The organism is Bacillus sp. FSL R7-0166 (assembly GCF_038008935.1).
Taxonomy (GTDB): domain Bacteria; phylum Bacillota; class Bacilli; order Bacillales; family Bacillaceae; genus Bacillus; species Bacillus altitudinis.
The window spans coordinates 1,383,204-1,408,049 of sequence record NZ_JBBPAC010000001.1; the positions used below are offsets into that span (position 1 = coordinate 1,383,204).

The 24,846-nt window shown below is 39.8% G+C and carries 30 protein-coding genes; 19 read left to right on the top strand and 11 right to left on the bottom strand.

Annotated features, from left to right (window positions below; genetic code table 11):
- Positions 1-5: 5 nt before the first annotated feature.
- Positions 6-215 carry a DNA-dependent RNA polymerase subunit epsilon gene (locus NST01_RS07090; protein ID WP_008345114.1) on the bottom strand — a complete coding sequence of 70 codons (210 nt, stop codon included), beginning with the start codon at positions 213-215 and terminating at the stop codon, positions 6-8.
- Between the two features lie 393 nt (positions 216-608).
- Here NST01_RS07090 and NST01_RS07095 point away from each other — a divergent pair, with 393 nt between their 5' ends.
- Positions 609-1,388: a Cof-type HAD-IIB family hydrolase gene (locus NST01_RS07095; RefSeq protein ID WP_024719544.1), complete on the top strand. Its 780-nt coding sequence runs from the start codon at positions 609-611 to the stop codon at positions 1,386-1,388.
- Between the two features lie 39 nt (positions 1,389-1,427).
- On the opposite strand, the gene def is transcribed toward NST01_RS07095, so the two are convergent.
- Entirely contained in the window at positions 1,428-1,985 is a 558-nt protein-coding gene (def, locus tag NST01_RS07100; RefSeq protein WP_008345111.1) for a peptide deformylase, read from the bottom strand.
- 112 nt (positions 1,986-2,097) lie between these two features.
- A complete protein-coding gene (locus NST01_RS07105; RefSeq protein ID WP_026050085.1) occupies positions 2,098-2,277 on the bottom strand; it encodes a YjcZ family sporulation protein in 180 nt (59 codons plus the stop codon).
- 235 nt (positions 2,278-2,512) lie between these two features.
- On the opposite strand from NST01_RS07105, the gene NST01_RS07110 reads away from it, so the two are divergent.
- The 5 genes from NST01_RS07110 to lpdA all read left to right on the top strand — a co-directional run bounded on the left by NST01_RS07110 (position 2,513) and on the right by lpdA (position 8,712).
- Positions 2,513-3,181 (top strand): YkyA family protein, encoded by a 669-nt coding sequence (locus NST01_RS07110; RefSeq protein WP_017359395.1) that lies wholly within the window; start codon positions 2,513-2,515, stop codon positions 3,179-3,181.
- Between the two features lie 565 nt (positions 3,182-3,746).
- Positions 3,747-4,862, top strand: a complete 1,116-nt coding sequence (pdhA, locus tag NST01_RS07115; RefSeq protein WP_007498599.1) for a pyruvate dehydrogenase (acetyl-transferring) E1 component subunit alpha — start codon at positions 3,747-3,749, stop codon at positions 4,860-4,862.
- 3 nt (positions 4,863-4,865) lie between these two features.
- On the top strand, positions 4,866-5,843 hold the full coding sequence (gene pdhB, locus NST01_RS07120) for a pyruvate dehydrogenase complex E1 component subunit beta (protein ID WP_007498597.1): 978 nt from the start codon (positions 4,866-4,868) through the stop codon (positions 5,841-5,843).
- Between the two features lie 108 nt (positions 5,844-5,951).
- The gene (locus tag NST01_RS07125) at positions 5,952-7,295 is read left to right on the top strand and encodes a dihydrolipoamide acetyltransferase family protein (protein WP_008345100.1); all 1,344 of its coding nucleotides are present in this window, start codon (positions 5,952-5,954) and stop codon (positions 7,293-7,295) included.
- A gap of 4 nt (positions 7,296-7,299) precedes the next feature.
- Positions 7,300-8,712 (top strand): dihydrolipoyl dehydrogenase, encoded by a 1,413-nt coding sequence (gene lpdA / locus NST01_RS07130; protein WP_003211097.1) that lies wholly within the window; start codon positions 7,300-7,302, stop codon positions 8,710-8,712.
- Positions 8,713-8,837: 125 nt separating this feature from the next.
- Here lpdA and NST01_RS07135 read toward each other — a convergent pair whose 3' ends face one another.
- Positions 8,838-9,218, bottom strand: coding sequence for a hypothetical protein (locus tag NST01_RS07135; protein WP_223255627.1), 381 nt, complete (start codon positions 9,216-9,218; stop codon positions 8,838-8,840).
- 317 nt (positions 9,219-9,535) lie between these two features.
- On the opposite strand from NST01_RS07135, the gene NST01_RS07140 reads away from it, so the two are divergent.
- Positions 9,536-9,655: a GapA-binding peptide SR1P gene (locus tag NST01_RS07140; protein WP_003212464.1), complete on the top strand. Its 120-nt coding sequence runs from the start codon at positions 9,536-9,538 to the stop codon at positions 9,653-9,655.
- 43 nt (positions 9,656-9,698) lie between these two features.
- Here the strand turns inward: NST01_RS07140 and NST01_RS07145 are convergent, their stop codons facing one another.
- A complete protein-coding gene (locus tag NST01_RS07145; protein WP_017359394.1) occupies positions 9,699-11,171 on the bottom strand; it encodes an aminotransferase class I/II-fold pyridoxal phosphate-dependent enzyme in 1,473 nt (490 codons plus the stop codon).
- Positions 11,172-11,361: 190 nt separating this feature from the next.
- Here NST01_RS07145 and NST01_RS07150 point away from each other — a divergent pair, with 190 nt between their 5' ends.
- Positions 11,362-11,631 carry a UPF0223 family protein gene (locus NST01_RS07150; RefSeq protein WP_008345089.1) on the top strand — a complete coding sequence of 90 codons (270 nt, stop codon included), beginning with the start codon at positions 11,362-11,364 and terminating at the stop codon, positions 11,629-11,631.
- 27 nt (positions 11,632-11,658) lie between these two features.
- On the opposite strand, the gene NST01_RS07155 is transcribed toward NST01_RS07150, so the two are convergent.
- The gene (locus NST01_RS07155) at positions 11,659-12,294 is read right to left on the bottom strand and encodes a DUF1054 domain-containing protein (RefSeq protein WP_017359393.1); all 636 of its coding nucleotides are present in this window, start codon (positions 12,292-12,294) and stop codon (positions 11,659-11,661) included.
- A 287-nt stretch (positions 12,295-12,581) separates the two neighbouring features.
- On the opposite strand from NST01_RS07155, the gene NST01_RS07160 reads away from it, so the two are divergent.
- The 6 genes from NST01_RS07160 to NST01_RS07185 all read left to right on the top strand — a co-directional run bounded on the left by NST01_RS07160 (position 12,582) and on the right by NST01_RS07185 (position 16,811).
- A complete protein-coding gene (locus NST01_RS07160; protein WP_008345085.1) occupies positions 12,582-12,770 on the top strand; it encodes a hypothetical protein in 189 nt (62 codons plus the stop codon).
- Between the two features lie 133 nt (positions 12,771-12,903).
- Positions 12,904-13,710 (top strand): inositol monophosphatase family protein, encoded by an 807-nt coding sequence (locus NST01_RS07165; protein WP_060781040.1) that lies wholly within the window; start codon positions 12,904-12,906, stop codon positions 13,708-13,710.
- Between the two features lie 183 nt (positions 13,711-13,893).
- Positions 13,894-15,750: a hypothetical protein gene (locus NST01_RS07170; protein ID WP_249476611.1), complete on the top strand. Its 1,857-nt coding sequence runs from the start codon at positions 13,894-13,896 to the stop codon at positions 15,748-15,750.
- On the top strand, positions 15,740-16,003 hold the full coding sequence (locus NST01_RS07175) for a hypothetical protein (RefSeq protein WP_008345079.1): 264 nt from the start codon (positions 15,740-15,742) through the stop codon (positions 16,001-16,003). The genes NST01_RS07170 and NST01_RS07175 overlap by 11 nt, the downstream gene beginning before the upstream one ends.
- Positions 16,003-16,521, top strand: coding sequence for a sigma-70 family RNA polymerase sigma factor (locus tag NST01_RS07180; protein WP_326114564.1), 519 nt, complete (start codon positions 16,003-16,005; stop codon positions 16,519-16,521). Before NST01_RS07175 ends, NST01_RS07180 begins: the two co-directional genes overlap by 1 nt.
- Positions 16,518-16,811 carry an anti-sigma factor family protein gene (locus tag NST01_RS07185; protein WP_008345075.1) on the top strand — a complete coding sequence of 98 codons (294 nt, stop codon included), beginning with the start codon at positions 16,518-16,520 and terminating at the stop codon, positions 16,809-16,811. Before NST01_RS07180 ends, NST01_RS07185 begins: the two co-directional genes overlap by 4 nt.
- 44 nt (positions 16,812-16,855) lie before the next feature.
- Here the strand turns inward: NST01_RS07185 and NST01_RS07190 are convergent, their stop codons facing one another.
- Positions 16,856-17,491, bottom strand: coding sequence for a hypothetical protein (locus tag NST01_RS07190; protein ID WP_017359387.1), 636 nt, complete (start codon positions 17,489-17,491; stop codon positions 16,856-16,858).
- 273 nt (positions 17,492-17,764) lie between these two features.
- Complete coding sequence (locus tag NST01_RS07195) at positions 17,765-17,944, bottom strand: DUF5325 family protein (RefSeq protein ID WP_008345070.1); 180 nt, start codon at positions 17,942-17,944, stop codon at positions 17,765-17,767.
- A gap of 113 nt (positions 17,945-18,057) precedes the next feature.
- Between NST01_RS07195 and typA the strand changes: the two genes are divergently transcribed.
- Both typA and NST01_RS07205 read left to right on the top strand, forming a co-directional pair.
- The gene (gene typA / locus NST01_RS07200) at positions 18,058-19,896 is read left to right on the top strand and encodes a translational GTPase TypA (RefSeq protein ID WP_012009833.1); all 1,839 of its coding nucleotides are present in this window, start codon (positions 18,058-18,060) and stop codon (positions 19,894-19,896) included.
- 96 nt (positions 19,897-19,992) lie between these two features.
- A complete protein-coding gene (locus NST01_RS07205) occupies positions 19,993-20,274 on the top strand; it encodes a YlaH-like family protein (protein WP_048002867.1) in 282 nt (93 codons plus the stop codon).
- A gap of 29 nt (positions 20,275-20,303) precedes the next feature.
- Here NST01_RS07205 and NST01_RS07210 read toward each other — a convergent pair whose 3' ends face one another.
- Together NST01_RS07210 and NST01_RS07215 are read right to left on the bottom strand one after the other, a co-directional pair.
- Positions 20,304-20,534, bottom strand: a complete 231-nt coding sequence (locus NST01_RS07210) for a YlaI family protein (protein ID WP_008345063.1) — start codon at positions 20,532-20,534, stop codon at positions 20,304-20,306.
- A 105-nt stretch (positions 20,535-20,639) separates the two neighbouring features.
- Positions 20,640-21,257, bottom strand: coding sequence for a YhcN/YlaJ family sporulation lipoprotein (locus NST01_RS07215; RefSeq protein ID WP_048002864.1), 618 nt, complete (start codon positions 21,255-21,257; stop codon positions 20,640-20,642).
- Between the two features lie 140 nt (positions 21,258-21,397).
- Here NST01_RS07215 and NST01_RS07220 point away from each other — a divergent pair, with 140 nt between their 5' ends.
- Positions 21,398-22,720, top strand: a complete 1,323-nt coding sequence (locus tag NST01_RS07220) for a PhoH family protein (RefSeq protein ID WP_025207279.1) — start codon at positions 21,398-21,400, stop codon at positions 22,718-22,720.
- A 15-nt stretch (positions 22,721-22,735) separates the two neighbouring features.
- Here the strand turns inward: NST01_RS07220 and NST01_RS07225 are convergent, their stop codons facing one another.
- A complete protein-coding gene (locus NST01_RS07225) occupies positions 22,736-23,218 on the bottom strand; it encodes a hypothetical protein (protein ID WP_008345056.1) in 483 nt (160 codons plus the stop codon).
- A 120-nt stretch (positions 23,219-23,338) separates the two neighbouring features.
- Between NST01_RS07225 and glsA the strand changes: the two genes are divergently transcribed.
- Both glsA and NST01_RS07235 read left to right on the top strand, forming a co-directional pair.
- On the top strand, positions 23,339-24,268 hold the full coding sequence (gene glsA / locus NST01_RS07230; protein ID WP_035392166.1) for a glutaminase A: 930 nt from the start codon (positions 23,339-23,341) through the stop codon (positions 24,266-24,268).
- Between the two features lie 122 nt (positions 24,269-24,390).
- Positions 24,391-24,672: a YlaN family protein gene (locus NST01_RS07235; RefSeq protein ID WP_003212509.1), complete on the top strand. Its 282-nt coding sequence runs from the start codon at positions 24,391-24,393 to the stop codon at positions 24,670-24,672.
- Positions 24,673-24,846: the final 174 nt, after the last annotated feature.

Consider the following 24,846-nt stretch of genomic DNA (forward strand, 5'->3'; position numbering starts at 1 on the left):
TCCTCTCATAGCTCCAATACTTTAAAATTTTCACTTTCTCGTTCATAGTCTAAAAAAGCACCGTCTACAGGCTGAATGAATTCAATATTGTAGTTATGTTTTTTCAACTTATCGCGTACGTCTCTTTCAGAAACCGCTTCAACGTATAGTGAATCTGTGTGTTCTCTCACAGGTACCTCAGTCGTACTTGCCTGAAAAAATACCTTATATATCATCCAAATCTCTCCTTAAATACCGTATGTTACACTCGCTTATTCTATTATATTAAAAAAACGCGCATAAGAAAAGTCTCAGAGAAAAAAGGACCTTCAGCAAATGTGCGGAAGATCCTTTTAAGCAATCGATTTTTTACGAAGCATGTCCTTCCATTGTCTTCGAATTTTCTTGCGCAGACGACGAAGCATCGCGGATCGCCTCCTTTCGGTATGAGTTCATTCAGCCATTTGTTCCGTTCTCTCTATATACTTGTATTATATGATGTTTCCACTTAATGTTACATGGTTATATGTGGGAAATGGGCGTTTTAAGAGGAAGTGGTTTCGTCAGTGAAGATCTTTCTGTATGATGAAGGGGAGAGGGTATACATAACAAGAGACAGGAGACGAGATATGAATAAAAAAGTCATCTTCTTTGATATCGACGGTACTTTATATGACCATGATAAAAAAATACCTGAATCAACGAAGCGAGCTGTTCGTTTATTAAAAGAAAAAGGGCATCATCTCTTCATTGCATCTGGCCGTTCGCCTTTTCTTATCCAGCCTATTTTAGAAGAAATAGGGCTTGACTCATTTATTGCTTATAACGGTCAGTATGTCATGTACGAAGGAGAAGTCATTTATGGCAATCCGCTTAAGCAAGAGCTGATGGATAAAATTTATGAAACAGCGGATCAACATGATCATCCGCTTGTTTTCATGGGAGAGAAGACGATGAAGGCGTCTGTGCCGAACCATCCATTTATCCATGAAGGGATTGGCACTTTAAAAACAGAGCATCCCGAGCACGATTTGTCATTCTTTAAAGAAAACGTCATTTATCAAATGCTGCTATTTTGTAAAGCAGAAGAGGAACATCTATATGAAGCGTTCCGTGAAGAAATTGATCTCGTCAGGTGGCATGAGCTGTCTACGGATGTCCTGCCAAAAGGTGGATCAAAGGCTGAAGGAATTAAACGAGTCATTGAAAGACTCCCGTACGATCAAAAGGACACAATTGCCTTCGGTGACGGGCTGAACGATCGAGAAATGATTTCGTTTGTTGGAACAGGCGTTGCGATGGGGAATGCAGTCAATGAATTAAAAACATTAGCTGACTTTGTCACCAAACCTGTAGATGAGGATGGCATATTCCACGCTGTGACTGAATTAGGCCTTATTGATGAATAAAAAAACAAGACCCGCTGATGGACGGGTCTTGTTTTTTTATTATGATCTGCCGATCGCAACCGCGTTGTCTGGCTCGGCGAATGGATGATCTTTTTGAATATGATCATAAAACATAATGCCATTTAAGTGGTCAATTTCATGCTGAAAAACGATGGCCGGAAACCCTTTTAGGCGAATATCAATGTCTTCACCTTCAAGCGTTGTACCTTTCACCCTGATTTTTTCATAGCGCGGGACGAATCCAGGGATGGCTTCATCAACAGATAAACAGCCTTCTCCAGTAGCTAAATAAGCTCTTTTGACTGAATGGCTAACAATGCGAGGATTGAATAATGCATAGCTGTAAAGTTCTCCGCCCTCGTCTTCACAGTGAACAGCAATCATTCGTTTACTGATATTGATTTGCGGAGCTGCTAGGCCAACACCGGGTCTAAGTTCATATTTTTCAGCAATGTCTGCATCCTGACTGTTTTTGACAAATTCAATCATGTCAGCTAATTGCTGTTTTTCTTCTTCTGTTGGCGGGAGTTCGACCGCTTCAGCTGTTTGTCTTAAGACGGGATGCCCGTCTCGTACGATATCATCCATGGTAATCACAAAACTTCACTCCTATTTCCTTTGTATGTAAAGTATATAAAATGATACACGACATATGCAATGAAATAAAGAAGACCGGTCGTATGAGACCGGTCAGAGGCTTATTCAGCCATTAGCAGCAGCCACCGCCACCTAAGAATGCTGCGCCAACAATGATCAATAGAATGAATAGGACGACGATTAAAGCGAATGTACGTCCACCACCGTAACCGCAACCGTATCCACCACCATAACTTGGATAGCAACAACCGCCGCCGTATCCATAACCGTAACCGCCGTATCCACCATACATACTTCCATGACTATAATTAGACATACTTTTGACCTCCTTTGGAAATACACTCGGCCTCTCATAAGTGAAGGCGAAGCGTGTAATATAAACTATGTATGAATGCACTATTTGTATAGTCATGAGCCTAGAGCATGAAAAAAATCTTCTTTCCCTTCAAAAAGCCAGCCTCTTTCCTTGTCACAACCGCCCTGAAAAATTATAGTGGTATGTGGAGATGTAAAGGGGGACCTTGTAATTGAAACAGATGAAAAGAAGAATAAAAGCAGGTGCAGCTTTAGCGGGGATATGTACCCTCTTGCTTGCGGGCTGCGGAGGTCAAAATCCGCTTTATGAGATGCAAGATGCCATGACGAAAATGAGCGAAAAAGAAGCATCCTTTGAAAAAGAACAAGGTGCACTGCAAAGCTATGAGAAAAAAGAGCAGCAGTTGTATAAAAAAATGATTCAAACAACAAAAGACCACACAAAAACAGTCTCAAACTTGTCTGATCAAGCATTAGCATCGGCAGAAAAGCGTGAAGAACATTTAAAAACAGAAAAAGACAGCATGGATCAATCGAAAAAAGAATTTCAATCTGTAAAGGAATTCGCTGAACAGATAAAAGATGCGGAAGTAAAAGACAAAGCAGAACAAACAGTCAAATCAATTGAAAAAAGATATGCATCGTATGATCAGCTTTACCGTGAGTATCAAAAGGCGCTGAAACAAGACAAGCACTTGTATGAATCTTTAAAAAGAAAAGACTTAGGATACGCTGAACTGAAATCCAAACTGAAAACAGTCAATCGTTCCTATAGTAAAGTGAGAAAAGAAAGCAAGAAGTTCAATCAATATACAGATCAATTGAACGAATATAAACAAGCTTTATACAAAACAGCTCAGAAAGAATCACAAAACAGTTAAAAACAGTACTTGCATATTCTAGTTCTGTTTATCGCTGCTACTCACAAAGTGCCTGCGTGTCGTTACTCGTTTTTTCAAGAAGTCAAACTGAAAAGAAGAGAAAGGGTTAAAATGAAGTTCATTTTAGCCCCTTGTCCATCACGATCAAAAGAGCTAAAAATAGCTCTTTTTTTATTTTTCGACAAAAACAAACATCTGCTATTGTAGTACAGCGACCCACTCTATACTAGTACAGTTTGTGCTGTTGATTAAACAGATTGATACAGGTCACCATAAAAAGTAAAGCGAATACATTTATTTAAATAAAGCCGTTAAATCAATTGACGGACTATTTTTCTTGTTGTAAACTATTCCTTGTTAACAGAAGTTGTATTAGTTTTTTGTGAACTATCGTTAATACAGTTAGAAAAACTCAAAAGCAAGCGATCATCCAATGTTTCGACAATGATCTTTGTGGCTATTATATACAGGAGTCATATGAGCATTTTGGGTTATCCTATATCTGTATGTATAAATGGATTCACGACAAATTGACTGTTAAAAGAAAGGAAGAGGTGACTTTAGAATGGCTGCAAAAACAAAAAAAGCAATTGTTGATAGCAAAAAGCAATTCGATGCCATCAAAAAGCAGTTTGAAACGTTCCAAATTTTAAACGAAAAAGGCGAAGTCGTAAACGAAGCGGCAATGCCAGATCTTTCAGATGACCAATTAAAAGAATTAATGCGCCGTATGGTGTTTACACGTGTATTAGATCAACGTTCAATTTCATTGAACCGTCAAGGACGTCTTGGCTTCTATGCGCCAACAGCTGGACAAGAAGCTTCTCAGCTTGCAACTCACTTTGCACTTGAGAAAGAAGATTTCATTCTTCCAGGATATCGTGATGTACCACAATTAATCTGGCATGGTCTTCCACTAACAAAAGCATTCTTGTTCTCTCGTGGACACTTTGTTGGAAACCAAATGCCTGAAGATGTGAATGCACTTTCTCCGCAAATCATTATCGGTGCACAAATCATTCAAGCTGCTGGTGTAGCTCTTGGTTTGAAAAAGCGCGGTAAAAATGCTGTTGCAATCACTTACACTGGTGATGGTGGAGCTTCACAAGGTGATTTCTACGAAGGTATTAACTTTGCAGGGGCTTACAAAGCGCCAGCGATTTTTGTTGTCCAAAACAACAGATATGCGATCTCTACACCTGTTGAAAAGCAATCTGCTGCACAAACGATTGCACAAAAAGCAGCTGCAGCTGGTATCGTAGGCGTACAAGTTGACGGTATGGATGCATTAGCTGTATACGCAGCGACTGCTGAAGCTCGTGAGCGTGCTGTAAATGGTGAAGGTCCAACATTAATTGAAACTCTTACATTCCGTTACGGCCCACATACAATGGCTGGTGACGATCCAACAAGATATCGTACAAAAGAAGATGAAAATGAGTGGGAGCAAAAAGATCCATTGGTACGCTACCGCAAATTCTTGGAAAACAAAGGCCTTTGGTCTGAAGAAGAAGAGAATAAAGTCATCGAAGATGCAAAAGAACAAATCAAACAAGCAATCAAAGAAGCTGACGAACAGCCTAAGCAGAAAGTCACTGATTTGATTGAAAACATGTACGATGTGAAACCATTTAACTTGGTTGAACAGCTTGAAATCTACAAACAGAAGGAGTCGAAGTAAGCCATGGCGCAAATGACATTGATTCAAGCGATCACTGATGCGTTACGCACAGAACTGAAAAATGACGAAAACGTTCTTGTTTTCGGAGAAGACGTTGGTAAAAACGGCGGCGTATTCCGTGCGACTGAAGGATTGCAAAAAGAGTTTGGTGAGGATCGTGTATTCGATACTCCACTTGCTGAATCTGGTATTGGCGGTCTTGCAATTGGCCTTGGACTACAAGAATTCCGCCCAGTAATGGAAATTCAATTCTTCGGATTCGTTTACGAAGTATTAGATTCTGTTTCTGGACAAATGGCTCGTATGCGTTACCGTTCTGGTGGACGCTGGCATTCTCCAGTGACAATCCGTTCTCCATTTGGCGGAGGAGTTCACACACCTGAGCTTCACGCTGATAGCTTAGAAGGTCTTATTGCACAACAGCCTGGTATCAAGGTTGTTATTCCTTCAACACCTTACGATGCAAAAGGACTATTAATTTCTGCAATCCGTGACAACGATCCGGTTGTATTCCTTGAGCATATGAAACTTTATCGTTCTTTCCGTCAGGAAGTTCCTGAAGAAGAGTACACAATTGAAATCGGTAAAGCTGACGTGAAACGTGAAGGTTCTGACCTTTCAATCATCACTTACGGTGCAATGGTTCACGAATCACTTAAAGCTGCTGAAGAACTTGAAAAAGAAGGCGTTTCTGCTGAGGTCGTTGACCTTCGTACAGTGAGCCCGCTTGATATTGAAACAATCATCGCTTCTGTTGAAAAAACAGGTCGTGCGATCGTTGTTCAAGAAGCACAAAAACAAGCTGGTATTGCAGCAAACGTAGTAGCTGAAATCAATGATAGAGCAATTCTTAGCCTTGAAGCACCAGTACTTCGTGTAGCTGCACCTGATACTGTATTTGCTTTCTCTCAAGCTGAGAGCGTATGGCTTCCAAACCATAAAGACGTGCTTGAAACAGCTAAGAAAGTTCTTGAATTTTAATTAAATGACAGAGGGGAAAAGAATTTATTTCTCTTCCCCTTTATCAATTACATGACCGTGTAATATTGACAGAACAAGGGTTTAACATAATCTAGGAGGCGAAAAACAGTGGCATTTGAATTTAAACTTCCGGACATCGGAGAAGGTATCCACGAAGGTGAGATCGTTAAGTGGTTTGTAAAACCAAACGACGAAATCAATGAAGATGACGTTTTAGCAGAGGTACAAAATGATAAAGCAGTTGTAGAAATTCCTTCACCTGTTAAAGGAAAAGTATTAGAATTAAAAGTTGAAGAGGGAACAGTTGCAACTGTAGGACAAACAATCATTACGTTTGATGCACCTGGTTACGAAAATCTTCAATTTAAAGGCAGCGAAGAAGAAGGCGAAGCGAAAACTGAAGCTCAAGTACAAGGTACTGCTGAAGCTGGTAACGAGCCTGAAAAGAAAGAAGTTGCTCAAGAAGAAGCGGCAGCAGCAACTGGTGCTGGCGCACAAGAGCAAGTAGATGCTGATCCTAACAAACGCGTTATTGCTATGCCATCTGTACGTAAATATGCGCGTGAAAAAGGCGTTGAAATTTACAAAGTTGCAGGTACTGGTAAAAATGGCCGCGTGCTAAAAGAAGATATCGACAGCTTCCTTAATGGCGGTTCTGCAGCAACTCAAGAAGCAGCACCTCAAGCAGCTGAAAGTGCGAAAGAAGAAGCAGCTCCAAAAGCGGCAGCAGCTCCAGTTCTAGAAGGAGAATTCCCAGAAACTCGCGAGAAAATGAGCGGAATCCGCAAAGCGATCGCGAAAGCAATGGTGAACTCTAAGCACACAGCTCCTCACGTAACATTAATGGATGAAGTTGATGTAACAAACCTTGTTGCACATCGTAAACAATTCAAACAAGTTGCAGCTGATCAAGGAATCAAGTTAACTTACTTGCCTTACGTTGTAAAAGCTCTAACTTCTGCTTTGAAAAAGTACCCAGTACTTAACACTTCTATCGATGATAAAACAGATGAAGTTGTTCAAAAGCATTACTACAACATCGGAATTGCAGCTGATACTGAAAAAGGCTTGCTTGTTCCAGTTGTGAAAAATGCAGATCGCAAAGCGATTTTCGAAGTATCTAACGAAATCAACGAGCTTGCAACAAAAGCACGTGATGGTAAATTGGCTCCAGCTGAAATGAAGGGTGCATCTTGCACAATCACAAACATCGGTTCTGCTGGTGGACAATGGTTTACTCCAGTCATCAACCACCCAGAAGTAGCGATCCTTGGTATTGGCCGTATCGCTGAAAAAGCGGTTGTTCGTGATGGCGAAATCGTTGCAGCTCCAGTCTTAGCTCTTTCCCTAAGCTTTGACCACCGTATGATTGATGGAGCTACTGCGCAAAATGCCCTTAACCACATCAAGCGTTTATTGAATGATCCACAATTAATTTTAATGGAGGCGTAAATTCATGGTAGTAGGAGATTTCCCAATCGAAACAGATACTCTTGTCATCGGTGCAGGTCCTGGTGGATATGTAGCTGCTATTCGTGCTGCACAGCTAGGACAAAAAGTAACAATCGTTGAAAAAGGAACACTTGGCGGCGTATGTCTAAACGTCGGCTGTATCCCTTCAAAAGCATTGATCAATGCTGGACATCGTTTCGAGAATGCAAAGCATTCTGAAGACATGGGTATCAAAGCTGAAAACGTAACAGTTGATTTCACAAAAGTTCAAGAGTGGAAAGCTTCTGTTGTAAACAAATTAACAGGTGGAGTTCAAGGTCTTCTAAAAGGAAATAAAGTAGACATCGTCAAAGGTGAAGCTTATTTCGTAGACAGCAACTCTGTACGTGTCATGGATGAAAATTCAGCGCAGACTTATACATTTAAAAATGCAATTCTTGCAACTGGATCTCGTCCAATCGAATTGCCTACATTTAAATACACAGACCGCGTGATCAACTCAACTGGTGCTTTAGCGCTTAAAGAAGTACCTAAAAAGTTAGTTGTCATCGGTGGTGGATACATCGGTACTGAGCTTGGTACTGCTTATGCGAACTTTGGAACAGAAGTTGTCATCCTTGAAGGTGGAGACGAAATCCTTCCAGGTTTTGAAAAGCAAATGAGCTCATTAGTGAAACGTAACCTGAAGAAAAAAGGAAACGTTGAAATTCACACAAACGCTCTTGCAAAAGGCGTTGAAGAAAAATCTGACGGTGTCACTGTTACTTTCGAAGTAAAAGGTGAAGAAAAAACTGTCGATGCTGACTACGTACTTGTGACTGTTGGTCGTCGTCCAAACACAGATGAGCTTGGTCTTGAGCAAGTTGGTGTTGAATTGACAGACCGCGGAGTTGTCAAAACTGACAAACAATGCCGTACAAGCGTTTCAAACATCTATGCAATTGGTGACATCGTTGATGGACCACCACTTGCACACAAAGCTTCTTACGAAGGTAAAATTGCTGCTGAAGCAATCGCTGGAGAGCCAGCTGAAATTGATTACCTTGGTATTCCTGCTGTTGTATTCTCTGAGCCAGAACTTGCAACTGTTGGATACACTGAAGCAGAAGCAAAAGAAGAAGGAATCGACATTGTTGCAGCGAAATTCCCATTCGCAGCAAACGGACGTGCACTTTCTCTTGATGCAACTGATGGCTTCATGAAAATGATCACTCGTAAAGAGGATGGTCTTGTGATCGGTGCACAAATCGCAGGTGTTGGTGCTTCTGATATGATTTCAGAGCTTAGCCTTGCAATTGAAGCTGGTGTGACAGCTGAAGATATCGCAATGACAATTCACGCTCACCCAACTTTAGGTGAAATCACAATGGAAACGGCTGAAGTAGCAATCGGAAGCCCAATCCATATCGTAAAATAATGAACGTTGAAATCCTCTCCACACGGAGAGGGTTTTTTTATGTATGTGAAACCTCGCTGAAAACGAAAAGCCCTCATGAGCTGAGGGCTTTTTTCATATGGATATATAAGTGCAAAGTCGAACCGTTAATTTGTATTCACTCGATCTAATGCTTGGCATATGGGTGATAAGATATCCTCTTTACTTCGGACATTACCTTCCACCTTCACAATGACCTTTTCATTATTGACAAGTAAAATAGCCGGCAGTTCGTCTACTTCATTTTTCCAGCCTTTACGATCTTCTTTGACAATCATCTTGGACATTTCCTTCGGATATTCATTTTTTAAATCGAGCACTGCGTCATAATAAGGACTTTCTTTATCAAGATTTTCTGCATCAGTAAAAAAGAGAATTCTTGGTTTTTGAATATGACTGACCTGGTCTGTCTGATTCGGTATGATATACGCAAATGAGCATGAACTAAGTACAAAGAGCATAGGGAATATAATGAGAAGGGTCCTCATAAAATTCAATCTATTCACCTCAAAATCCTTTGGGGTTGTACCAACATTTTTAGGAGCCAGTTCCCTGTTAGTCACTCTAGTGTATCACGTCCTTTTTGACAATTTTCGATTGTTACTCAATTGTTACAGAATTGATATGAAGCAAAATACATTTGAAACGTTTCCTCAATATGATGAGAAAAAAACATATTTTTATAAAAAATGATTAAATGTGTCATACAATTAACCGTTGACAACTTAAATATGACATCATATTATAGAGATATGAAATAGATTAAACGCTTTCAAACTTTGAGTAAAGAAAAGGGGAATGTACTGTGGGTACAATTATTTGTCAAGATTGCAATGAAACCATTGATCAATTTGAAAATGAAAAAGTGACAACACTTTATGGAACATGTGGTCACTGTCATTGCTGTGATGAAGCCTCTGAATAAATAAAAAAGCATGCAGCTCCAATGGGGGCTGCATGTTTCTTTTTTATAAAATGGCTTTTTGTTCTTTAATGACACGAATCATATCTAGTGTGGAATCTTCTGGTCCTTGAACAGGAAGACCGATTTCGATATTTTTAAAGATATAGGAGATATTTTCTTCTGTGATGATTTCTCCTGGTATAAAAATAGGAATACCAGGCGGATAAACCATGACAAATTCTGCAATGATACGGCCAGCCGCTTCTTTAAATGGAATGACTTCCGTTGTTGCGTAAAAAGCGTCACGCGGCGTCATCGCAAGCGAAGGGATCTCAGGCAGTAACACTTCTGTCACGGCTTGTTTGCCGCCTTGACGTGCAGAGGTTGCCGCAATTTCCTTCATAGCCGTTACAAGCGTATCAATCGTCTCATCACAATCGCCAGGCGTCACGATACATAAAATGTTGTATAGGTCAGAGAGCTCTACTTCAATTCGGTAGCTTTCTCTCAGCCATTTCTCCACATCATGGCCATTCAGTCCAAGGTCTTTAATGGAGATGATTAATTTTGTTGGGTCATAATCGTAAGTAGAAGGTGAACCGAGAATTTCTTGACCAATACAAGTAATACCTTCAATTTCGTTTAAACGAGTTCTTGCTGATTCAGCTAATCGAATGGCTTCATCTGCAAGTGCCTTTCCTTCAGTCGCTAATCGCTTTCTAGCGACATCCAGGGAGGCTAAAAGCAAATAAGAAGTAGACGTAGTTGTCAGCATGCTTAAAATAGATTGTACTCGATCCTTTGAAACAAGCCCTTCTTTTATATTTAAAATCGAGCTTTGGGTGAGAGAGCCACCAAGTTTATGCACACTTGTTGCTGCCATATCAGCTCCCGCCTGCATCGCAGACAATGGAAGCTCATCGTGAAAATGAATATGCACACCATGTGCCTCATCTACAAGAACAGGTACGTCATATGAATGAGCAATCTCTACAATGGTTTTTAAATCAGCTGAAATACCAAAATACGTTGGGTTAATCACAAGCAGCCCTTTCGCATCTGGATGTTTAGTCAGCGCTCTTTTAGCTGACTCTGGCGTGATGCCATGTGAGATGCCAAGCTCTTTGTCAATTTCCGGGTGAATAAAAACAGGTACTGCACCAGAAAATACAATAGCAGACATAATCGACTTATGGACATTACGTGGAACAATAATTTTGTCTCCAGGGCCACAGACGGTCATCACCATTGTCATGATCGCACCGCTTGTTCCTTGTATAGAGAAAAACGTATGGTCTGCACCAAATGCTTCTGCTGCAAGCTCCTGTGCTTCTTTGATCATTCCTCGAGGCGAATGTAAATCATCAAGAGGTTCTATATTAATAAGGTCAATGCTTAATGCATTGTCTCCAATAAATGCTCTAAATTCAGGGTCCATTCCGGCTCCTTTTTTATGGCCTGGAATGTGAAATTGGACTGGATTGGTTGAAGCGTGTTTTTTAAGTCCAGTGTATAAGGGTGTATCATGTTGTGACAATTGCTTTCCCACCTTCATCGAAATACCTGCTATTATTATCCCAATAACAGCAGATTTCATTGCATAAAACAAAAGAATTATATTATGAACTGATCGGAATGTAAAGCATAAAATCAATCGGATTCTGATCAAACAGATGCTATAATAAAAGTTCAAATAAGAAATGTGGATTAAAGTGAGGGACAAGTAAATGGAATATCAATATCCAATGGACGTCGACTGGACAACTGAAGAAAAGATGGCGGTCATTTCATTTTTTCAAGCCGTTGAAAAAGCCTATGAAACAGGAATTGCGAAACAAGCGTTACTAGAGGCTTATAAACGATTTAAAGAAGTTGTACCATCAAAAGCAGAAGAAAAGACGCATTGTGCGGCGTTTGAAAAGGGAAGTGGGTATTCCCCTTATCGCACAGTAAAAAGCGCAAGAGAGGCTGAAGAAACAGCTATGATACGGATGTAAAAAACGAGCCAATATAGGCTCGTTTTTTTATACAGATTCTTTTTGTGTAAAGCGGTATAGATAAGTTACTGTGCGGAAGGCATCTTCAATTTTTGATAAGAATTCTTCATTATTCATTTGAACAACTTCTTCTCTAGGAAGCTGGATGCCGCAAAGGAGTTCGGCCTTTTTGACTGTTTGAACACGTTCAAATAGTGTTCTCAGCTGTTCAGCATCAAGTTCGCTGTGGCGGAGGACGTCCGGTTTCATATGATCCTTAGACCAAACAAAGTATTGCGGTATTTTCTTTTGGATCGTGTCCAGCTCTTTTTCGAATAATTGCCCATATTCACCTTTTACTGGAGATTCATAAATAAGCGCAAACCATACAAATACATGAGTTTTCCAAAGCCCAATTTGAAAATGAGGGAGCTTTTTATACCCACGCTTACTGTTAGCGAAAGCCACCCAAGTGTCATTTGGCGGGTTGACTGATCTTCTTGCATGTTTTGCCACGTGGACAAACATTTCGTCTCCTGTAATAGAAGAAAGAAGCGGTGCAAAATGTTCACCAAGTGCTTCAAGCTTTGGACGGACTCTCTCTTTTAATACGGTCATACGTTCATCTAAACCGTCTACTGTGAATGTTTCAAAATCTTCATCTCTAAAACGCATTTCACTCATGTTATGCCTCCTGTATCTTTTCGCTGATCATATTTTATCATAGCTTGGGTCAAGCTCAAAAAAAGATGCACTTTAAGGAGAAAGATAGCAGGGATCTTGGTTCGGCGTTTAAAAACATCGATTTTGTGGTACATAACAAATAGGTAAAAACACAATTTTCAGAATGTCGTTGCGGTTATGCGATCGCTTCATACGATATAAGCAAGAACCATTTCTCTTATCGATTGTATTTTTTATCAATGAAAACTGACAAGGAATGAATCATTCTCTGGAAGGGGCGTTGACCAATGAAGCAAATCGTGAAGCATGGGTATAGACAAGAGAAGAAGAATCGCATCGCTGTGTGGAGATTAGAGGTTGATTATGAGCTTTCTACGCTTCATGAAGCCATCGAGCAAAAAGATGATATCCAAGTAGAACGCAGCAAACGAAAGCTTGAGCGCCTAAGAAAAGAATGGGAGCAGCTTCAAGGGTAAAACAAGGTGAGGTAAAAACGAACCAATTCATCGGTTCGTTTTTGTATGAAGCTGCTTTTTTCTTGCTTTTACGTACATAATATCAGTATGCTAATACAAATAGGTACTACATAGAAAAGAGGTTTACAGTCCGATGACAAACTGGGTGGAAATTGACCGACTTGCAAAGCTTTGGGTAAAAGAAGCGGGTAGCCGCATTAAAGCATCCATGCAGGAAGGTCTATCAATTGAAACAAAATCAAATCCAAATGATCTTGTCACAAACATCGATAAAGAAACAGAACGTTTCTTCATTGAAAAGATACAGTCGACATTTTCAGATCATCATATTTTAGGAGAAGAGGGCCAAGGGGAAGAAGTGATCTCTCTTGACGGAATAGTATGGATCATTGATCCAATTGATGGCACCATGAACTTTGTCCATCAAAAACGAAATTTTGCCATTTCAATTGGGATATTTGAACATGGTGTGGGGAAAATCGGTCTTATTTATGACGTCATCCATGACGAGCTCTATCATGCAGTCAAAGGAGAAGGGGCATATATGAACGATATCTTACTCCCGCCTTTAAAAGATGTCGCCATTGAAAAAGCCATTGTCGGCATTAACCCAACATGGGCGATTGAAAGCCCTCATTTTGACGCTAAGCCGTTTGCCCGTCTCGTACGCGATGTGAGAGGAACACGAACGATTGGGTCAGCTGCACTTGAACTAGCTTATATTGCAAGCGGAAGAAGCGACGCATATGTCACGTTAAGGCTAGCGCCTTGGGATTATGCGGCTGGATGTGTGTTACTTGATGAGGTAGGCGCTGTTTACTCGAATATTCACGGAGAACGCTTGACGTTTCTAGAGAAAAATAGCATTGTTGCTGGAAATCGATCCGTCTGTGAAAAAATCTTGCATGATTACATAAAGGGAAGCGGAAATAAACAATAAACAACATCACTTCATGAGAATGAAGTGATTTTTTGTATTTGATGAAACTTTTTAACAAGTCAAATGTCTATACGAACGAGGCCTTAATTTGAAGTAAAGGATTGTGTAGCGATGTTTGATTTGTTTAGTGATTTATCCCTCCATTTTGAAAGGTTTTTTATTTTAAATGAGTACAGTATCCACATGATTCAATGGTGTGTGCTTGGACTATTTGTCCTTTTCATTACACTTCCCATATGGAAAGAAAAGAAGAGTAGTTATTATGTATTTTATGCTGGAATCGTATTAAGAGTAGTTCTGCTAGGGAGTATGACACTTGAGATGATCCACCAAGTGCTAGCTAGACAGTATACGATCGAAACATTTGAAGTGCTGACAGATTTCATGCAATTTCTCATCTATGGATATGTCTTGCTTGCATCACTTTTCTATGTGATTTCTCTTCCTTATTTAAAAAATAAAGGCATGTTTTTTGCGTTTGATTTATCTGTGTTACTTCTGCCTTTATGTCAAACGGTGTTTATTGTGTTAGTTGAAAGCAAAAAGTTCTTTCTCAGCGGTGATACGGAGCTGGTATGGAGAGATTTGATCATCATTTTGCTTATGATTGGCTTTGCCGCTTTGGTACTTCACCTATTCTTTCGTTTGTTTTGGCATCAGAAGTGGAAAGAATTGCTGTTTTTCTATGGCCTGATTTTCGCTGCGCTGCTGTATATTTTTTATCCTTCTATCTCGAAGCATGAGCTGCAATCTTCGTTTAAGTCCATAGTGATTTTAGTGGCGGCCGCAGGAAGCTTTATGACATTACATTTGTTATGTGCGTTAATACAAAACAAGGTAAAGTTGAGACAGTGGGGTGCTGGGGGGATTGTCGTCTTTTTTATGCTGATGCTGAACCCAATCCTAAATCTCCCACATATCATGTTTCAATTTACTAAAACGGAACTGACAGATACTTTCTCAGAAGAATATCGCCCTTTATCTGAAGCAAGTGCAAAAGCATTCGCTTCAAAGTTTGTACCATCGGACACTACATTATATTCAACGACTTATAAACAGCCGATCTCTTATAACTATGTGTTTGCAGCCGATCAATATGAAGTGAATGTTTCTGCGTTTACAGGTGAATTAAACAGCTATTTTTATCATGGTCGCGCAAAGGGTCAGCATTTGACCGATAAAGAATATAGGGAAAAAACCATTGAATTTTTTGAAAGAAGCGGCCGATCCGTTGATCTAGACCGCATTCATATCGTCGTCGAAAAAGAAGACGGGGAGACAAGCGTTCTTCTTTTGCCAAAAATGTCTCAGAATAAAGATGAGAGCTTAGCGTTTGCCACCTGGAAAAAAGAGACGCTTCGACAAGCGCAATATGGGAACGCCATCTTTCAATTAAAGGATATAGACGGGATCAATTTAACAAACAAAGAAATGAAAACGAAAATTAATCGTATTTATAAAAAGTTAAGTTTACAGCCACCAGCTTACCAGATCACAGACGTTGATGCTTTTTATTTTGAATGGCAGCATGAAGTGACGGTAAAGACAGCCGATCAATCTGAATTTCTGTTTAATGGTTCAACGAAAGAATTGCTGAAAATACAGCTATCAAAAGCGATTCTTCAACAGAAAAAAGGAAATATCAGTGACGAAGATTTGTTTGAAATGATAGGGGAACAGTCAAAAGACGTGAAGACAGAAACAGGAACTCGTGAACACAAACAATATACTTTTCACGGGTCATCAAATTTACTTCATGTGACGAGAGATGCCGATGGAATTGAGTTGAATTGGCAATCAGACTCTTCTTTACCGCATACGGTATCGAATCAAGAACGTGATGAAGTCTATCAGCAAGTTCTCAAAAAGTATGAACCTTATACCATCTATAAAAAACAAATCAAGCCGGTGAGAATGATCGACAAAGAGGGAAAAATGGGCATTTCGTGGTTGGTGATCATTCAAACCTTCGGATCGAATGAGCGGAAAATATATGAAGTAAATGAACGAACAAAAGAGGTGCAACGTTTTGACAGATAAAGAAAAACAAGCCATCTTTCAAGACTTATATGAATTGTATCAGGAAGGGGAGCTTGGAGAAGAGGCTTCTAACTGGATGAAGACGCATGAAAAGCAGTTTCAGCATTCTGTTAAGGGAAATGAGTTTGCTCCTGCCCACACTGAGGATCAGAACGATTATCTAGAATTAAAACGCATGAAGTGGTTTATTTCTTCGTTATACTTCTTTTTTATCGTTTTATCAATTTGGATGACTGTGTGGTTTTATTTTTGATGTCTAGACCGACCAATCAAATTGAAAAAATATATGAAGAATATTTTCAGGAAATCACCAAATATTTATATCGCAGAACGGGAAATGTCGAAACAGCCAAGGACCTTGCGCAGGATGTATTTATCAAGGCACTGCATGGATTATCCTCTTTTAAAGGACATTCAAGCATTAAAACATGGCTTTACACCATTGCTTATCATACATTTGTCAACGACTATCGCCGAAAAATAAAACGAACTTTTACGGATGTAGAAAATGCTGATTTTTTAGAGCAACAGATATTCATGACACCTGAAGACCATTTAGAAACTCAAGCTGATATTCAAAGGCTGTGGAGCCATATCAATCAATTGAAGGATTCTTACCGAGAAGTCCTCATTTTAAGAGATATTCAGGAATTATCGTATGAAGAAGTAGCGGAAATTTTGAATTGGACTTTGTCTAAAGTGAAGACAACCCTTCATCGAGCAAGATTAGAGCTGAAACGAAAGCTACATTGTGAGGAGTTCAACAAATGAGCTGTTATTTGATTGAAGAACTATTACCACTTTATATAGAAGGGGACACGAGTGAAGAAACAAATCAATTAGTGAATGAGCACTTACGTTCATGCAAAAAATGCCTTCATCTATATGAAGAAATGAAAGAACCAGTCTCTATTGCAAAGTCAACAGATTTCATACCGTTCATAGATGAAAAAGAAGAAAAAAGAAAGTTTGAAAAGCGCTACTATGGAAAACTGTTATTAAGGGCAAGTATCGTTTTTAGTATCGTCTATCTCATCATGCTCTTGATCTATTGGATATAAGAAAGAACCCCCATCTGGATGAACCGGATGGGGGTTTTTTGAGCTTAGTTCAATTTTTCTTTAGCAATTTGAACTGCATCATAGAACGTTTTTAATTGCTCTTGAGGAATTTTCTTAAGCAATTGGTTGAAAACAAGTAATTCAGTAGAGCTGAATCCAAGACCTTTAGCGATTTTAGAATCAATTACAACGTTTCCTTTTTTGTCTAGAACAAGTGCATCACCAGCAAGATCAGCAATTCTGATCACTGATTTGAAAAGCTTTTCGAATTTAGTTGCTTCTTCTTTAGTAAGACCAAGTTCAACAGCTTTTTCTGCATCAAAAACTAATTTTCCTTTTTCGTTTTTAGTGATGCTTTCACTGAAAACGATTGTAAGAACAGCTGCGCGATCTAAGAATTTCTCAGCAGTCGCCGCTTCTTCTTCAGTCAAACCGAGCTCAACAGCTTTTTTCACATCAAATGTGTAGTTGTTGTCTTCCTCAACAAATGAATTGATGAGAATGCTGATAACACGCTCGTTTTTCTCCAATAAATCTTTAATAATTTGTTGCTGCTCAAAAGGAATCCCTTTGAAAGTTGCAGCACTTGCTTGCCCAGGAGCTACTGTTGTGAAAGTAAAAATGATAGCTAAAGCGAAAAATACAACAGAGCTGAGCGATTTGCTCAAAAACTTCTTCATGCTTCTTTTCTCTCCCTTTTCTGTTAAATTTTGTTGCAAGAACAGCATACCATGAGAAACTTTGTGGAAGAATAGGAAAAATGTAACTTTGTGTTTGATTTTGGAGAACTATAAAAGTTCTTGTCGAAAAATGGAAGAGTTCAGATTGCTTAGATTTGCCAACACTATATGAATTTTTTAGTTGAATCACTAGGATTACATAGGTGGTTGGTCTTGTTTTTACCCAAAATAAAAGCCTTCTACATGTAAAATGTAAAAGGCTTTTCATAAATTTTATGATTGTACGTTTAATTTTCGTTTTAATGTAAATCCTGTACCCATGAAAATCATGGCGAACACAATACTTAAGCATGTTCCCAGTATGCTTTTTTCTGCAACAGACACTCCAATAAACGCCATACTGACGACGGCAAGTAATGCACATAATAATAGAAGCCATTTGATTTGTTTCATTTGTCTCCATCCCTTTTTTTAGAGTTAATATAAGTTTACAGAAAAACGATCGGCATTTAAAGGGGATTGTGATATAATATGAAAGTTATCTAATTATTTTAGGAGATGAAAATGTGAAACTTCGAAAAGACCTTCGCAACATCGCAATTATTGCCCACGTTGACCATGGTAAAACGACGCTTGTTGACCAATTGCTCCATCAAGCTGGTACTTTCCGTGCGAATGAAAATATCGCTGAGAGAGCCATGGATTCAAATGATTTAGAGCGAGAGCGCGGTATTACGATCTTAGCTAAAAATACTGCGATCCATTATAAAGATACACGCATTAATATTTTAGATACACCAGGACACGCCGATTTCGGTGGTGAAGTTGAGCGTATCATGAAAATGGTAGATGGTGTACTTCTCGTTGTGGATGCATATGAAGGTTGTATGCCTCAAACACGATTCGTGCTAAAAAAAGCACTTGAGCAAAACTTAACACCAATTGTTGTTGTCAATAAAATTGACCGTGACTTTGCTCGTCCAGCTGAAGTAGTCGATGAAGTCATTGACTTGTTCATTGAATTGGATGCAACAGAAGAACAGCTTGAATTCCCAGTTGTATATGCATCAGCAATCAATGGTACAGCAAGTAACGATGCTAGTAAGCAAGATGAAAACATGGAATCGTTGTTTGAAGCGATTGTCAACCATATCCCATGCCCAGTCGACAACCATGAAGAGCCGCTTCAATTCCAAGTGGCGCTACTTGATTACAATGATTATGTTGGAAGAATTGGAATTGGCCGTGTATTTAGAGGAACGATGCAAGTAGGACAGCAAGTTGCTCTAATGAAAGTGGATGGCAGTGTAAAACAATTCCGCGTGACGAAGATTTTTGGTTTCCAAGGGTTAAAACGAGTGGAAATCAATGAAGCGAAAGCTGGAGATCTTGTCGCAGTATCTGGTATGGAAGACATCAACGTAGGAGAAACAGTCTGCCCGGTAGAACACCAAGAGGCATTGCCGATCCTTCGTATTGATGAGCCGACACTTCAAATGACATTTGTTGTGAATAACAGCCCATTTGCAGGCCGTGAAGGAAAGTACGTGACATCACGTAAAATTGAAGAGCGTTTAGAACAGCAGCTTCAAACAGACGTAAGTCTTCGTGTAGATCCAACGGATTCACCTGATGCTTGGGTCGTATCAGGACGCGGTGAGCTTCACTTATCCATTCTGATTGAGAATATGAGACGTGAAGGATTTGAACTGCAAGTATCGAAGCCAGAAGTTATTGTAAAAGAAGTTGACGGTGTTCGATGTGAGCCTGTTGAGCGCGTTCAAATTGATGTACCTGAAGAGCACACTGGCTCTATCATGGAATCAATGGGCGCAAGAAAAGGTGAAATGATTGACATGATCAATAATGGTAACGGTCAAGTTCGCCTGATCTTTACAGTGCCATCACGTGGTTTAATCGGATATACAACTGAATTTCTTTCATTAACTCGTGGTTTTGGTATTTTAAACCATACGTTTGACAGCTACCAGCCGATGCAGTCTGGTCAAGTTGGCGGACGCCGTCAAGGTGTACTTGTTTCAATGGAAACAGGTAAAGCAACTGCTTACGGAATCCAAGGCGTTGAAGAGCGCGGTGTGATTTTCGTTGAGCCGGGTGTTGAAGTATACCAAGGAATGATTGTTGGTGAGCATAACCGTGAAAACGATCTTGTTGTCAACGTAAGTCGTATGAAACAACAAACAAACGTGCGTTCAGCGACGAAAGATCAAACAGTTAGTATGAAAAAACCACGTATTATGTCACTTGAGGAATCTCTTGAGTACTTAAATGAAGACGAATACTGTGAGGTTACACCGGAATCGATCCGTTTAAGAAAGAAAATTTTAGATAAAAACGAACGTGAGAAAGCAGCGAAGAAGAAAAAGCTAGCAGGATTATCTTAATTCCATGAAGAATTAAAAAGATAGAACCCTGAAAGATAAGGGGAGGGAATCTTTTTGAATGATCAGGAAGTAAGTGAGAATCTATCCTTTTTCGCGATGCTGTTTCGTGTCGATGAAAATCCGCAAACAGGGATGTGGCTCCTATATGGCACCATCCTTGTTTTAGCGATTGTTGTTTTTAAACTCGGATTTGCTAGACGTTTACCGATTTTAAAAGCACTTGTCATTTATTTGTTTTTGATTTTTGGTTGCACGTTTCTCACATTTCTAGGTATCTTCTTGCCAGTCGCAGAAGGCCTGGTTGTGGCAGCTGTCATTTTGATTATTTATAAAATACGACTGCATCGTGCGAAAAAAGAAGGAACAGTGAGTACGTAAAAAAGACCTGACACAAGTTCAGGTCTTTTTTATGTCTTCTGTTCTTTTTTTCCTTTTTTCTTCTTTTTCTCTTTCGTCGCAGGATCTTGATAAAGAGAGAATCTGCCAGTTTTGATGCGTGCCTCTGTCTTTACTTTAATTCTTTCTTGGCAGTCATCGCACATATATGTATGAATCGGTCGATTTCTTAACCGTTTAGCAACAAGTGTATCATCATTAATGGTTTCAAGCTTTTCACATAATGAGCACTTCACTCTCATCATTTTCACCTCACTTTGGTCATGCCTTCATTATAGCATGTTTTTTGAGCCACTTAAAATCAGCATAAAAAAGGCTTATATCACAAGAGATATAAGCCGTTCTCATTATTTCTTCTGATTCATATGATGGTTTGATTGATCGTTTTGGTTTTTTTCTAATTGCTTTTGATCTTGTTGTTTGAGCTGATGGTTCGGATCATTTGTCGGATCTGTTTCGTTACGGTCGATTTCATTTCGAGGCATTTCTGGCATAACACGTCCCACAATGGCTGCTAGTTCATCCATAATTCCGCTTACTGGCCTGCCTGCTTGTATTTCTTTACCCATTTCCTTTAAACGGCTCACTGTATCTGGATCAGCGACGACAACAGCATTCGCACCTTCTGGGTCATTTGTCAGAGCTTTGGCGACTGAATATTTAATGGTTTCAACTTTGCTTCTATCTAAATCATCTTTTACATCAATGCCAACGACAGCATACTTGCCGATGACGATCGCTGTTGCGTCATTTACATCTGCTACATGCTCAGTCACATTCACTAGGTGCTGCGCCACATCTGTAGCTGGGCGGGCTTTGTCAGTGTTTTTCTTGGATGAGTCTGATACTCTTACTAAATGCTTGTTTCCGTCTTGATGTTCTTGTGCCAAAGGCTTCTCTTGATGTTGGCAAGCACCTAATAAAAGAATGGTTTGAACCATGAATAACGTCAAAAATAGTCGCATGTGTATTCCCTCCTTCACAAACTGCATGATTTATTTTATTGTTGAATTAACCTTCTAACTTTATTCATGAAAACATATATTTTAACAATCGTTTTTGGAAAGACAAGGATGAATGAAACCCCGATCAGGAGGCGAAGGACCTGAGTAAAATTTATGTATTAGACACAAATGTGTTATTACAGGATCCGAATTCAATCTTTTCATTTGAAGACAACGAGGTCGTGATTCCGGCCGTAGTGTTAGAAGAAGTTGACTCGAAAAAAAGATATATGGACGAGGTTGGGCAAAATGCACGACGTGTCTCACGTTTAATCGACGGCTTGAGATCGAAAGGCAAACTGCATGAAAAAATTACGCTGGAGTCAAAAGGAACACTTCGTATTGAGCTGAATCATCGCTCTTTCCATGAACTTCAAGAAATTTTCATCGAAAAAACAAACGATAACCGGATTTTGGCTGTTGCCAAGAATTTGAGCTTAGAGGAAGAAACAAAACCGGATGGCCGGCCTGTCATTTTGGTCAGCAAAGATGTCCTAGTGCGAGTAAAGGCGGATGCCATTGGTCTGCAAGCAGAGGATTTCTTAAGCGATCGTGTGCTGCAAAATGAAGACATTGATAACGGCTATCACGAGCTCTATATTCCGACTGAGCAGCTGAATACATTTTATAAGCAAAATCAGTTACCAATAAAAGACGTCACCCAAACGCCATTAAACCCTCATCAATTTGTTATTATGAAGGGAAATGAGGGTGGTTCTGCTTTGGGGATGCTTGATCAAAAAGCAGAGCATGTGAAACGGCTTATTTATGACCAAGAACATATTTGGGGAATTCGCCCAAAAAATGTCCAGCAAACGATGGCGCTTGAGTTACTTTTACGCCGCGATATTCCGCTTGTGACACTTATCGGAAAAGCGGGAACAGGCAAGACACTGCTTGCACTTGCTGCTGGATTAATGCAGACAGAGGACCTCGGCATGTTTAAAAAGCTCATCGTGGCACGCTCTATTGTTCCTGTTGGTAAGGACTTAGGGTATTTGCCAGGCGAAAAAGAAGAGAAGCTCAGACCGTGGATGCAGCCGATCTATGACAACCTAGAATTTTTATTTAACACAAAAAAACCCGGTGAACTCGATGCGATACTAGCGGGCATCGGTTCAATTCAAGTGGAAGCTTTAACGTATATTCGCGGGAGAAGTATCCCTGATCAATTTATCATTATCGATGAGGCGCAAAATTTAACAAAACACGAAGTAAAAACATTATTAACGCGGGTTGGTGAGGGAAGTAAAATTGTGCTGATGGGAGACCCAGAGCAGATTGATCACCCTTATTTAGACAGCTTAAATAATGGGCTCACATATGTCATTGAGCGTTTCAAAGGGCAGCAAATATCTGGACATGTCAAGCTTGTCAAAGGAGAAAGGTCTGGACTTGCACAGCTTGCAGCTGATTTATTATAGTCCAGACCCGCCATCTTATGTAATGATTAACTCTTTGACGCCTTTAATCGGCTGAGTGATGTTGGACTGATCCTCGAAATAAACGTGGATTGGTCCTTCTTCTGTTATAGGTTTTCCATTTTGGCTGAAATGGGCAATGCTATCCATCGCCTTAGAGAGCGGAACAGCAATTGTTTCTGTTTCTGTGACAAATTCACACGTCTCCGCTTGTTCGAGCGGTTCTGCATTTTTTATCATGTCGCCAAGTTTCATCCCGAAGCTGCCTGTGACAAGTCTTTCTTTTTCGTACTTTTTCTCTGTTTTTAATGTGGGTGGAAGTGTTTGACCTTCTCTTATGACCCGCTCTTGATCAAGCTCCTGATCTAGCTGCTGCTCTTCGTTTGCTGCACTTTTCTCAAAAAATGAATCCATTAAAAATTTACGGTCATCAAAAATCCATACACTCGGATCAATGGTGATCTTGTATTGTACGTTCCCTTTGATTTGAATAATGCTCATGTTCAAGACAACCCCTTTCCAACATAAATTATAGAAGTTTTCGCCCGCTTTGTCACTTTCATAAACATGCACCTCCTTGTACAAACTACGATTAGACGAAAAATAGGGAGGATTTTGGGCATGGCATGTCGTGACAATGAAGAGCTTCAGCGATTTGTAGAAGAGGCAAAAAAGGTGGCCAAAAATGGAAAGGTAGCATCCTATATTCCGGCACTCGGTAAAGCGGATCAATCGGATTTATCTGTCGCTGTTTATCATGTGAGTAATACGTGCCACTCAGCAGGAAATGTTGATAAACGATTCACCCTGCAAAGTATTTCAAAAGTATTAGCACTGGCGCTCGTGCTCTCAGAAGAAGGACCGAAAAAAGTGTTTCAATATGTTGGACAAGAACCGACTGGCGACCCGTTTAATTCGATGATTAAACTAGAGACAGCAAGCCCAAATAAGCCGCTTAACCCAATGATTAATGCAGGAGCGCTTGCCGTTACAAGTTTAATAAGAGGGGCAACGCCGCAAGATCAGCTGAACCGGCTGCTTGGTTTTATTAGAGAGCTTGCCAATGACACCACCATTACATATTGCAAAGAAACCGCTGCATCCGAATTTGAAACATCAATGATTAACCGCGCAATGTGCTATTATATGAAGCAATATCATATCATTAAAGGGAATGTAGAAGAGGTGATGGATGTCTATACGAAGCAGTGCGCCGTCATGATGAACAGCCTGGATTTGGCGAAGATCGCGTGTGTTTTTTCATTAGATGGCAGGCATCCAGAGACAGGAAAGCAAATCCTTTCGAAAGATGTCGCTAGAATTTGTAAAACGTTTATGGTCACATGCGGTATGTACAATGCGAGCGGGGAATTTGCGATCAATATCGGAATCCCTGCTAAAAGTGGTGTTTCAGGCGGAATTATGGGGGCGGCGCCATACGACTTTGGGATAGGTATATTCGGGCCTGCTTTGGATGAAAAAGGGAATAGTATTGCGGGTATTAAGCTGCTTGAGCTCATGAGTGAAAAATATGAGATGAGTATCTTTTAATAACGAATGGCTTCTTTTTATTTTTACAGAGCGAACTGTACAAATCTGCTTGCAATTTTGGGCGTTTCGCTTTATGATAAATAGAAGAATTAGGTACTCGCCTGGGGAACGGAGGGATACTTTTGGCGTCAGAAATTTTAGTCGATCATCGGCAAAAAGCACTGGCTTTATTAAAATTGGATGCAGATAAAATTTTAAAATTGATCCAAGTGCAAATGGACAACTTAACGATGCCGCAATGTCCTCTTTATGAAGAGGTTTTAGATACTCAAATGTTCGGATTATCGAGAGAAATTGATTTCGCTGTCCGGCTTGGATTAGTTGATCAACATGAAGGCAAAAAACTACTCGATAAACTTGAGAGAGAACTATCCGCACTTCATGATGCGTTCACAAAAAAATAATGATTGAAAACTCAAACTTCCACAACATAAGTTTGAGTTTTTTTGTCCGCCTTTTTATTTTGATTGATGCCAAACGGACTTGATTGTCTCATGAAAGACGAACAATATAAAGAGGTAAAACGGGATCAAACGGAGAAAATGTAGTAGAATAAGAACAGCTAAGAGAAGAGAATG

Bases quoted from the DNA above. Each gene is read 5' to 3' on its own strand.
- NST01_RS07215 (WP_048002864.1), bottom strand. From the start codon at position 21,257: ATGCGACTATTTTTGACGTTATTCATGGTTCAAACCATTCTTTTATTA.
- NST01_RS07225 (WP_008345056.1), bottom strand. From the start codon at position 23,218: ATGAGCATTATTCAAATCAAAGGGAACGTACAATACAAGATCACCATT.
- NST01_RS07190 (WP_017359387.1), bottom strand. From the start codon at position 17,491: ATGAAGAAGTTTTTGAGCAAATCGCTCAGCTCTGTTGTATTTTTCGCT.
- NST01_RS07090 (WP_008345114.1), bottom strand. From the start codon at position 215: ATGATATATAAGGTATTTTTTCAGGCAAGTACGACTGAGGTACCTGTG.
- NST01_RS07155 (WP_017359393.1), bottom strand. From the start codon at position 12,294: ATGAGTGAAATGCGTTTTAGAGATGAAGATTTTGAAACATTCACAGTA.
- NST01_RS07170 (WP_249476611.1), top strand. From the start codon at position 13,894: ATGATTCAATGGTGTGTGCTTGGACTATTTGTCCTTTTCATTACACTT.
- NST01_RS07185 (WP_008345075.1), top strand. From the start codon at position 16,518: ATGAGCTGTTATTTGATTGAAGAACTATTACCACTTTATATAGAAGGG.
- NST01_RS07135 (WP_223255627.1), bottom strand. From the start codon at position 9,218: ATGAGGACCCTTCTCATTATATTCCCTATGCTCTTTGTACTTAGTTCA.
- lpdA (WP_003211097.1), top strand. From the start codon at position 7,300: ATGGTAGTAGGAGATTTCCCAATCGAAACAGATACTCTTGTCATCGGT.
- pdhA (WP_007498599.1), top strand. From the start codon at position 3,747: ATGGCTGCAAAAACAAAAAAAGCAATTGTTGATAGCAAAAAGCAATTC.
- NST01_RS07165 (WP_060781040.1), top strand. From the start codon at position 12,904: ATGACAAACTGGGTGGAAATTGACCGACTTGCAAAGCTTTGGGTAAAA.
- NST01_RS07160 (WP_008345085.1), top strand. From the start codon at position 12,582: ATGAAGCAAATCGTGAAGCATGGGTATAGACAAGAGAAGAAGAATCGC.
- NST01_RS07205 (WP_048002867.1), top strand. From the start codon at position 19,993: ATGCTGTTTCGTGTCGATGAAAATCCGCAAACAGGGATGTGGCTCCTA.
- NST01_RS07105 (WP_026050085.1), bottom strand. From the start codon at position 2,277: ATGTATGGTGGATACGGCGGTTACGGTTATGGATACGGCGGCGGTTGT.
- glsA (WP_035392166.1), top strand. From the start codon at position 23,339: ATGGCATGTCGTGACAATGAAGAGCTTCAGCGATTTGTAGAAGAGGCA.
- NST01_RS07210 (WP_008345063.1), bottom strand. From the start codon at position 20,534: ATGAGAGTGAAGTGCTCATTATGTGAAAAGCTTGAAACCATTAATGAT.
- NST01_RS07095 (WP_024719544.1), top strand. From the start codon at position 609: ATGAATAAAAAAGTCATCTTCTTTGATATCGACGGTACTTTATATGAC.
- NST01_RS07150 (WP_008345089.1), top strand. From the start codon at position 11,362: ATGGAATATCAATATCCAATGGACGTCGACTGGACAACTGAAGAAAAG.
- NST01_RS07195 (WP_008345070.1), bottom strand. From the start codon at position 17,944: ATGAAACAAATCAAATGGCTTCTATTATTATGTGCATTACTTGCCGTC.
- NST01_RS07180 (WP_326114564.1), top strand. From the start codon at position 16,003: ATGTCTAGACCGACCAATCAAATTGAAAAAATATATGAAGAATATTTT.
- pdhB (WP_007498597.1), top strand. From the start codon at position 4,866: ATGGCGCAAATGACATTGATTCAAGCGATCACTGATGCGTTACGCACA.